General features: G+C 41.5%; 9 protein-coding genes. 2 read left to right on the plus strand and 7 right to left on the minus strand.

Annotated elements, in window-relative coordinates:
• Positions 1-145 precede the first annotated feature (145 nt).
• Positions 146-478 (minus strand): DMT family transporter, encoded by a 333-nt coding sequence (locus CWC18_RS00535; protein WP_138674472.1) that lies wholly within the window; start codon positions 476-478, stop codon positions 146-148.
• 349 nt (positions 479-827) lie between these two features.
• Positions 828-1,976 carry an S-(hydroxymethyl)glutathione dehydrogenase/class III alcohol dehydrogenase gene (locus CWC18_RS00540; protein WP_138591389.1) on the minus strand — a complete coding sequence of 383 codons (1,149 nt, stop codon included), beginning with the start codon at positions 1,974-1,976 and terminating at the stop codon, positions 828-830.
• 186 nt (positions 1,977-2,162) lie between these two features.
• Here CWC18_RS00540 and CWC18_RS00545 point away from each other — a divergent pair, with 186 nt between their 5' ends.
• Positions 2,163-2,453: a transposase gene (locus CWC18_RS00545; protein ID WP_138674473.1), complete on the plus strand. Its 291-nt coding sequence runs from the start codon at positions 2,163-2,165 to the stop codon at positions 2,451-2,453.
• A gap of 279 nt (positions 2,454-2,732) precedes the next feature.
• On the opposite strand, the gene CWC18_RS00550 is transcribed toward CWC18_RS00545, so the two are convergent.
• Entirely contained in the window at positions 2,733-3,887 is a 1,155-nt protein-coding gene (locus CWC18_RS00550) for a serine hydrolase domain-containing protein (protein WP_138674474.1), read from the minus strand.
• A 27-nt stretch (positions 3,888-3,914) separates the two neighbouring features.
• Positions 3,915-6,035: a TonB-dependent receptor gene (locus CWC18_RS00555; RefSeq protein ID WP_138674475.1), complete on the minus strand. Its 2,121-nt coding sequence runs from the start codon at positions 6,033-6,035 to the stop codon at positions 3,915-3,917.
• A 157-nt stretch (positions 6,036-6,192) separates the two neighbouring features.
• Between CWC18_RS00555 and CWC18_RS00560 the strand changes: the two genes are divergently transcribed.
• The gene (locus tag CWC18_RS00560) at positions 6,193-7,128 is read left to right on the plus strand and encodes a helix-turn-helix transcriptional regulator (RefSeq protein ID WP_138591385.1); all 936 of its coding nucleotides are present in this window, start codon (positions 6,193-6,195) and stop codon (positions 7,126-7,128) included.
• Between the two features lie 338 nt (positions 7,129-7,466).
• Here CWC18_RS00560 and CWC18_RS00565 read toward each other — a convergent pair whose 3' ends face one another.
• The 3 genes from CWC18_RS00565 to CWC18_RS00575 form a co-directional block, all read right to left on the minus strand.
• Entirely contained in the window at positions 7,467-8,378 is a 912-nt protein-coding gene (locus tag CWC18_RS00565; RefSeq protein ID WP_171041000.1) for a lipase family protein, read from the minus strand.
• Positions 8,379-8,396: 18 nt separating this feature from the next.
• Positions 8,397-9,017 (minus strand): hypothetical protein, encoded by a 621-nt coding sequence (locus CWC18_RS00570; protein WP_138674477.1) that lies wholly within the window; start codon positions 9,015-9,017, stop codon positions 8,397-8,399.
• Positions 9,018-9,395: 378 nt separating this feature from the next.
• Positions 9,396-10,040, minus strand: a 645-nt coding sequence (locus CWC18_RS00575; RefSeq protein ID WP_138674478.1) for a transposase, incomplete at its 5' end; no start/stop codon positions are given.

Below are 10,040 nucleotides of genomic sequence, written 5' to 3' on the forward strand. Positions count from 1 at the left end.
TTGGAAAGAGTTAATCAATGATAAAAAAGTAATTTATAAACATTTACAAAAAATACTGAACGGGATTTGAAAAATCCACAACCCTGACCCATTGATTTTATTGATCCACGTTGCAGTGCGGGGGACCACAAATAAAGTGCATCGATTAATGAGCATGCCCTTGCGAAAAATTGATCATCACCACGCCGACGGCAACAAAAATCATCCCCGCCCAAACCATAGTATCAAGGTGTTGACGATACACAAATGTAGAGATAAAGCTGACGGTAACAATTGCCAATCCGGCCCAAAGAGCGTGAACAACTCCCACAGGCATCCCTTTCATCGCTTGACCTAAAAAAAGAAAAGCCGCGAGGTGTCCAGTAACAACAAGTGCTGCTGGTAATGGCTTAGATAGACTAAAACCATCTGTTGCTTTTAACGCTACGTGTGAAAGTGCCTCTGCAAGTACTCCCATGATCAAAAAAAACCAGCTCATTTTTCTATCCCTCAATTCTTTATTTCGATAAAGCGATGTGTTTGAAATATGCGAAACTTCACCGCTGAAGCGATGCAGTAGAACCTCTATAATCTAGAGGCTCAATACTTTACTTAACCTCAGGTTTGGATAAGGGTTTTGGAATAGAAAGTGTTTTGAAAACAAACTTATGTACCATCCAATGATGAAATTTCGCCCATTCTCGGCGCTTCTATACAGTAATAGTGGGCTATTACAAATGAAAGCAACGCCGAGAATGAGAAAAATAACTTTATTGGGCAAATTCGCTTATCCAGAGCTGAGGTTACTTACATGTAATGGTAAATAGAGCTAAGTTAATAGAGTTCGTTTATTTATCCATATGTAAGACAGTACGAATAGATTCGCCTTTGTGCATAAGTTCGAATGCATCGTTAACGTCTTGTAGACCCATGGTATGAGTGATGAACTCTTGTAAGCCAAATTCCCCCGCCATGTAACGATTCACAATATCAGGAAGTTCTGAACGGCCTTTTACCCCACCAAAAGCAGAACCACGCCATACTCGGCCGGTTACCAATTGGAATGGACGAGTGGAGATCTCTTGACCAGCACCTGCAACACCAATGACAACTGATTCGCCCCAACCCTTGTGGCAGCACTCTAATGCTTGACGCATGACGTTTACGTTACCAATACACTCGAAAGAGTACTCCACGCCGCCATCGGTCATATCGACAATCACCTCTTGGATTGGTTTGTCGAATTGTTGTGGGTTAATACAGTCAGTAGCACCCAATTGTTTAGCCAGTTCGAACTTACTTTCATTGATGTCGACACCGATAATGCGATCGGCCCCCGCCATACGGGCGCCAATAATAGCGGACAAGCCGATACCACCTAAGCCAAATACAGCAACGTTATCGCCTTTTTCAACTTTAGCAGTATTCAGAACTGCACCCATACCTGTTGTTACACCACACCCTAGAAGACAAATCTCTTCAAGTGGTGCTTCTTTGTTTACTTTCGCTAGTGAGATTTCTGGAAGTACCGTGTACTCCGAAAAAGTCGAACACCCCATATAATGGTAAATAGTTTCACCATTGACAGAGAAACGACTAGTACCATCTGGCATTAGGCCTTTACCTTGTGTTTCACGAACGGCTTGGCATAGATTAGTTTTACCAGACTGACAGAATTTACACTCACCACATTCCGCAGTGTAAAGTGGGATAACGTGATCACCAACTTCAAGGCTAGTCACGCCTTCACCGATCATCTCAACAATGCCGCCGCCTTCGTGACCAAGAATTGAGGGGAAGATACCTTCTGGATCATCTCCTGATAATGTGAATAGATCGGTGTGACACACACCAGTTGCCACGATACGCACTAAAACTTCGCCTGCTTTAGGAAGTTGTACATCGACCTCTTCCATTTTAAGTGGCTCGCCAGCGGCCCAAGCGACCATAGCTTTAGATTTTATTGATGTTTGACCAGGATTAATATCAAGTGCCATTGGATGTTCCTTTTATTCAGTAATGAAGCAGTAAAAGCCTAACAATACTTTCGCTTCGCTGTTTTGTTGTGAGCAGTATACTTGATTACATATAATTGATAATCCATGCAATTTGAAAATGATTATTACTTATTTGTAATAATAGAATCAAAGAAAAAATAAACAGCACGCAATGTTCAAAGTCGCTTGGCGAGAAGTCAAAGGGATCCATGGCTTATCTCTAGTTCACTTCCTTATTCACGCAACTCAGCAGCAAAGCTAGTCAAGATTTACCAGTTACGAATGCAGATAGAAAAAGGTTTTAGAGACATGAAAATTTGGCGTTTTGGACAAGGATTTACATACAATAAAACAACCGTTCAAAGCCGTTTATTCTTGCTTGTATTACTCACCACCTTGGCACACTGGTTTCTTATGATTTTAGGCATGACGGCTAAACTTGAGAACAAGCATAGACAGTATCAAGCTCACTCTTGAAAAGCAGGCAACATATTGTCATTACAACTTATTGGTCAACGTGTCGCGGTAGATAAAGGCGAAAGGCTGTATATGCGAAGCTGCTTAAATGCAATTAAGCAGCTTCAAAATGTGGGGGTTGAATATGATTATTGCAACGTATAATGATTTTGTGGGGATCGCGCAGACTCTGACCCCATTGATTTCAGACCCCATTGATTTCTCATGTTTTAACCTATTATAGCCCTCTAAGGTGAAAAATTGCGTCGCCACTGCTTTACAACTTTATGCCTTTTTGTTCTAACTCGATTGATATAAAGCTGCAATCAGTCTTTCGAGTCTGTAACCAACCATCGACTTATCTGTTTTATTGGGTTGATGGTATTTTTCCGTCACGTAGGCAAAAGCCAACTCGCGATCGGGATCAGCAAAGCCCACAGCCCCCCCCATACCAAAATGACCAAATGCATTCGGGTTAGAACCAAACGACACCATTTCTGGGCTATTTAACATGACGCCTGAAGCCATTCGCCACTGCCTACCCATTGTTTGTTCCTGCCCTTCAATCGTTGCAGTGATAAAGTGGTTAACGGTCTGCTGCTGACAAATCTGTTGCTGTTGCCAGCGACCTTGATTTATCAACATAGCGTAAAATTTTGCGAGCCCTAATGCACTCCCCTCTCCCGTTACTGCTGGCGCTTGAGCGTGTCGCCAAGCTTGCGCATTAGGTGAATAATTCGGTCCACAAGGGGCAAAATATTTAAGCTTCCAATAAGGTAATTTAGCCAGTACCTTGGCATAAAACCACAACAACTTTGGTGAAGTTTTTCCTTCATTTACCCACCGAGTATGGCCATCATCAAAGTGTGACAAAGTGTAATTCAGGTCTAATGGCTCTGCCACTTCTTGCTGAAAGAATTGTGTTGGCATGCGACCATCGACGCGACGGATTAATTCACCTAATAGATGACCATAAGTGACGGCATGATAGACAATTTTTTCTCCGGGTTGATGCAGAGGTTTGGTCTTTTCTAACGCTGTAACCATGGTTTGCCAATGAAACACATCCCCAGCTTTGACTTTATCCACAATAGCAACACCACTCGTGTGGTTAAGGACATGAGCCACCTTGATCTTTGCCTTGCCATGACTAGAAAACTCGGGCCAATAGTCACTGACATAAGCATCTAGGTTTAATAACCCTCGTTCTGCAAGTAAGTGAATGCAAAACGCCAGTGGCGCTTTACAAGCAGACATCGTGCAAACCCTGTCCGCAGGTCGCCAGATACCATTAGCAGATTGATGACTGCCATAGGCATTCACAACTAACTCTCCTTTTTGATAAACCGCTATGGCTGCCCCCGTCTCTCCATGCTGTGCAAAATTGTCCCTAAACGCCTCAACTAACGCCTTAAACTCTGGCTCGAACTTAGACTCTAATTGTATCTTTGTCATCAATCTCTCCTTGGCTTTTAACGCGTGTTAAAACGACTTACTTAACGCAATGCCGACTTGTCTAGGCATGCCGTAATTGACAATATTAATACCTGGGTATTGCACTCTCACCTGCTGATATCGCTTATCTAATAGGTTTTTTGCAAACACACTAAGGCGCCAATCAGAGTCATGTTGGAACACCATATTCACATTCATGAGTTGGTAGGCTGCTTGTTTTGTCTGCCCAGTTAAATCAAACAAGGTCTCACCGGTATGATCTAAAGATAAGGTTGCATCCATTTGCCACTGTTGTGCAATGTCATTTTTATAGTTGATGCTGATGTGTCCCGTATTCTTTGCCGTGTTTGGTAACCTAGTGCCCACTGCTACCTTTATCATCGGATCTGAAAAACCATCAATGGCATCAATCTCACTACTATTTACCCCGAAGCTTGCTGCCCACTGCCACCACTGGTTAAGCTGTTGACGCAAGTTAAACTCAACGCCTTGACTACTCACCTGTTTTACACTGGCGATACGATTCAAGCCATACGCATCGGCATAGGCGTGCTGGTAATTTTCTAGGGCACTATAGAACAAGGTAACATCAGCAAAAATTCCTTGTTTAGGTGCTTGATACTTGTAGCCTAACTCAGCAGTACCACTTAACTCCGGCGCATAGGGTACCCCAATACCTGTGCGCATCAGCTGAGCATCAGTTTGTTCAGCAACCCAAGTCGCGCCCCCACTCAAGTACCCTTCGCCATAGCCGACAAAGAAACTGTGATTCGCATCCATTAAGTAATTCACTGCAAACTTTTTCAATATTTCACTATCCGTCACTTGTTGATGACCTTGAGTGATAGCAGTAGGCATTGGATAGAGAGGGTTATTGAAGTAGTGTTGGCCTGAGAACTGCTCATCTAAATAGCGCACTCCGCCCTGAATTTGCCAGTGCTTTGACACTTTCCAAGTCGCATCTGCGTAAGCGACATAAGACTTTTGCTCAAGCTGGCCTTGGGTATCTAACGTCGCTTCGATCAGAGTATCGCCATAAGGCACTTTCGTTAAAGTTTGAGTGCGGTTCGCATCTCGATTTAAACTGTAACTTAGGCCAAACAACCAAGTCAGTGACGAGTTATTTTGTGACGCTAATCTAAATTCGTAATAACTGTCTCTTTGCTCTAACCAAGTGTCAACATAACCCATATCAAGGGCGGAAAAGTCTGCATCAAAACGAGCATCTACAGTGCCATCCGCATAATTAGCAATGGCTGAAAACAACCAATCCGCAGACCATAGCCAATCCATCTGTATCGTCGCGTTATCATTTTTCTGGTTAAAATCATTGTTAACATTATTGTCCGCGGATAGCTCATCACTGTTTGAGTAAGTGAGTTCACCATTGACGTAAGGGTAAGCTCCACTATTTTTATCTGTGTGATTAAGGATCAGCTTGAGCTTTACTGCATCACTGGCTTGCCAATACCAAGTATTATTAATCTGTATTTGTTTTAAGGGGTCTAAATCATTGTTTAATGTTGTATTTTTAACCGTACCATCACGCTCTATCCAGTTTGCAGATATCTGGCTAGACAGGGCTTGTGTCAACGGCGTGCTGTAATGTGCGGATAGCTGTTGTTGGTTTAACTCCGCCCATGACATACTGACTTTTCCTTGCGCCTGTGATTCTGGCTCAGCCGTGGTAATTGTAATCACACCGTCTCTGACATTACGTCCAAAAAGATTGGCTTGCGGGCCGCGGATCACTTCAATTGACTTGATGTTCAATAAACTCGGGTTAAGCTCATACAAATTATTATAAGGAATACCATCTATGTAGACCCCAACCGTTGCTTGCTCAAGGTTTCTAGGCATACCCCGCATTTGAATGTAATTGTAATCCCCAGCTAACGCTTGTAGCGTGACATTAGGAACGGTACTTAACACCTGATCCAAGTCCTGTAGAGCTAATCTTTCTATGTCAGTTTCATCTAAATAGTTCATATTACTAGCAAGCTCGCGCCAAGGGCGCTGAAGTCTTTGTGACGTGACCACTATGGTTTCCAGCTCATTCACTTCATTGGCACTGATGTCCGACTGGGAGAAACTAGTTGGTGATAAAATTAAACTCGACAAAAGCCAAGGGTAATGGCGGTACTTCATATCTTTCTCTCTGTTTTCATCTTAGATGAGGATTAAATAAAACATTTAAAAACAGTTCAATAGATAGGAAGTCCCCGGAGGGAGCAAATTTAGCACTAGCGGGAGTTTAGGTAAATCTGCTAAAGTTATTGAGAATTACTCGCAATAAGGTAATAGAATGAAAGTATCACAAGCGCAATTTGAACATTGGTTAGCCAGTTTAAAAACCTTAACCGATAACGATCAATACTCTATTACCATGCCTACAGAAGTCGCCATTGGCCAATCCATCGTGTTGACACTTGATGAAGATGTGCTGCTTACCCTAAGCGACTATGACATCAAACAAGACGTGCAATTTAACCTTGGTGCCAGCAAGCAAAGCGGTGTGTTTATCATTTTAGCCGGCGAATTGGACATGACTATTAATGAAGACTTACACGCTTGTATCAAATCCTCTTCTGCTGGAATATTTATTGCTGATGCCAATCGTTATCAATTTGCATACAAAACGGGCAAATTGAGAATGATCAATTTCATCGCCCCAGCACATCTAATGCAAAAATTAGCTGAACAGTATCAACTTCTGCCAACAGCCAATCCCAAAAATAATTTATGGCTGATGCCAATCAATGGTGAAATATTAAATATCATAGAACAGATCGACCACTGCTCCATGCCAAAAGCTGCCAAATTACTGTATATCAAAGGAAAACTTCTAGAGCTACTGAGTACCTTATTTGAATGGCTACACACTCAGGGCGAAATCAGTGGTAAAGGCATGGCGAACACCGTCGCACAAATGACCCAAGCGGCGGCCATCATGGAAGCTGAGATGCAGTCGCCTCCGACCCTGTTTGAGCTAGCTAGACGAGTTGGTGTCAACGACAATAAGTTGAAAAAAGCCTTTAAACAGGTGTATCAACAAACCGTATTTGAATACCTGAACACAAAACGCATGGATAGAGCGATGGCTTTGTTGAGCGAACCAGGATGCAGTGTTAAGTCTGTCGCTCATGAAGTTGGGTTCAAACATCAAGGCCACTTTGCAGCCAAGTTTAAAGCCGCTTTTGCCATAACCCCTGCGCAACTTCTGAAGCAAATGTATAAATAAATAGCGTGTCTTTTTGGGGTGCATTCAAACAAGGTTGGAAAGTAGAGTTTTCCTTTTCTCGATAAGGCTAAACCTGTATATAAACAAAGATGGAAAGTGAGTTTATTCTGTCGAATTTGAGCGCTTTTAAAGTTATCAAATTTGTATTGAATGCGTAACCAGAAATCGAATGGCATACATGTGACGCGCTCCAGTCTCCTAGCAAAAGTGTGATCAACGCTTGTTATAGTAGCTCATATACGCTCTGACACTTTTAGCTATATATTCAGACAATATCAGACTGGCAGCAAAATACATGAGACGGCCGTACAGATTTTCATATTATTAAATCAGAGCGATTAGTACCTTGCACGCCGAAGTACAGACTCATAGTTTTTAATAGCGTGAGGTTCAGAGCTACTTGCGTCACCTTGTCCCCATTGAGTCTCCTCTAAATGTACATTACCGTCTCTGTCAATTCTTATTAAACGTCCATAGAGACGATATAACTTCTGCTTATCTTTGGGAATATATGCCGTTGAAACTATGTCGCCATCCCTAATTACATGCGTTGTATTATGAGCGTAATGCTCGTTTATGAAGCCCCAGTTGTTCTTTTCTTTATGAAGCGCTAAAGGTGTCCCAAAAGTAATGACTTTCTTTACTGAATACTTCCAATCCTGATTTCTAATGACTGCATTATTTTTATATCGCATACCATCAAGATAAGGGGTGGTTAATTGAGCCAAGGCGCCACCTTGACTATGACCAATTAATGTTAATGAGACTGATTCAGGTAAATCGAAAGTATCTATATGCTTTTTAATACCAAAATTATGAAAACAAAAATTGACGAGGTTTAATACACCTCTCCTAAAACCAGCATGCCCCATAGGAATATATACGTCTCCGTCTTTCTTCTTATCCAGAAAGACCATCTGCTTTAAATTCTGGTACCAATCAAACCAGCTGTCTGTTCCTTTAAACACGATAATCATATTTGGAGAGCGATTAATAGAAAGGATGAAAAGCTCAGGATATGAGCCAAGTAGCGGTTTAGCGATGGTATAATAGCTAACATCAAAACCTAGCCTTTTGTATTCCTGAGCAGACGCCTCGGGTGAGTCACGATATGAAATGTCAGCTAACTGTGCATATTCATACAATGGTAAACTTTCAGAAACCATAAACTTACTGGAGTTATGTGGCTCTTGAAGAAACTGGACAACATTAGAGGAAGCACAGCCAACAAGAACAAAAACTACAATCAATAAAAAGTACCTATACATTTATGAGCACCCGTCCTTGAAAAGAATCTTTGTTATCCCTGAACCTGACATGTTGGCAATGTCTAATATCAAACCTTTCAATGCTTTTTCACCAAGTTTGTTTAGCTCTTCATTACTTTGCATATCTTCACCAACTTGTGTTAACTCTGCATGAACAAGATCTTGAACTTTATTTCTAACCGTTTCTAGGGCTGCAATATTATTAGGTACTGGTCCCAGTAGGTTCGTGAGTTTAGGCTCTTTTGTTAACCCTCCTAGATAATTTAATTCGGGGTTAAACTGCTTGTTTAAAAAAATAAGTTGAGGCTTGTTAAGAGTGACTGTTTTTTGTTCTTGATTTAAATCGTGACACCAATCATGGTCTGATAACTTATATCCAAGCTCATAAATAAAATTATAGGAGAAAATAACATTGTAATCGTCATCTTCAACTTTACCTATATGTTGTTTAAAACTCTTTGAATCTATTGAAATCACCTTTAGATCTGTTGTTACTTCTGGCATTTCGAATTGGGTTGGAGCGGGAGGGATAATAATTTCTTTTTGTTGAGGAAATGCGATGGCTCCGATAACTCCACCTAAAACAGCGATAAATAATGCAATAATTATTTGGATCTTCATAGTAGCTTCCCTTTACATATCAGTCTAACGTATTGATGCATTCAACATTGTACAATAATCAAACAACCCATATTAGATGTCAACAATAACTCTTACCCCTATATCCTTTTATGACTAATACCTCTGACATTGAGTTCACTAAAAATAGCTTTGCTCTTGTCTTGATTCAGCCAGAACGAACAATGACACCCATTTAAAATTATTGCTAGCCTTAAAAAATTCCTCTGAGATATTGTTGAGTTCACAAAGTTGAATGGATAATATGCGCTTTACACTGAAAGAGATAACGAAATTGAACTACTCAGTGCCAAAGAGACACGCCTAATCCACCGTTAGTTATTAAGGCTTATTGAAGGCGTTAGCTGATCACTCTAAACGTTAAGCCAGTAACTTTTCACACTGCGTATAATTAGCGCGCCGTTTTATTTCTAGGCTCGCGCAATAATTATCAAGCTTTTTAGGTCGCCCTACTGCGCCGTGAAATACTTTAGTAAATTGTGTGGTGAGTTTTTGCCAGTTCTCTGGGGCGATGTTGAGTCTGTCTAGAATTGGAGAGTTGATTGGGCTTATAGCGCCTCGCTTATCTGCCCGCATACATCTTCCTGTCAACTCTACCAGTTCTAAATAGGACTGTAATTCAAAGGGTAAACCTTTGGGCATGTGCTTTCGGGGGCTACCTGCAAAACGCGCCAAGTGCTTCGGTTGCTTGCCTTCTTTGGCATGTTCACAGCGTGTTTTAACACTCGTGTAGTCTGAGGTTTCGGGTGTATTAGCCATTTTGGCTCTAATTGGGTTTAAATCAACATACGCCATACAAGCTGCCAATGCCGCTTCATCAAGTAAAGCTTGTGATTTAAAGCGCCCCTCCCAAAATCGACCTGTACAGTTATCTTCTTTATTCGCCTTACGGGCAATGCTTTCATTCATCACCCGCATAAACCAACTGATACTCGCTAAACGCTCTCTAAATTGTTCAATGTCTTTATTTAAAAAGGTTTGCTGGGCTGAGTCTAGCCGCTCACC

This window comes from Pseudoalteromonas aurantia (assembly GCF_005886875.1).
Lineage (GTDB): Bacteria > Pseudomonadota > Gammaproteobacteria > Enterobacterales > Alteromonadaceae > Pseudoalteromonas > Pseudoalteromonas aurantia_A.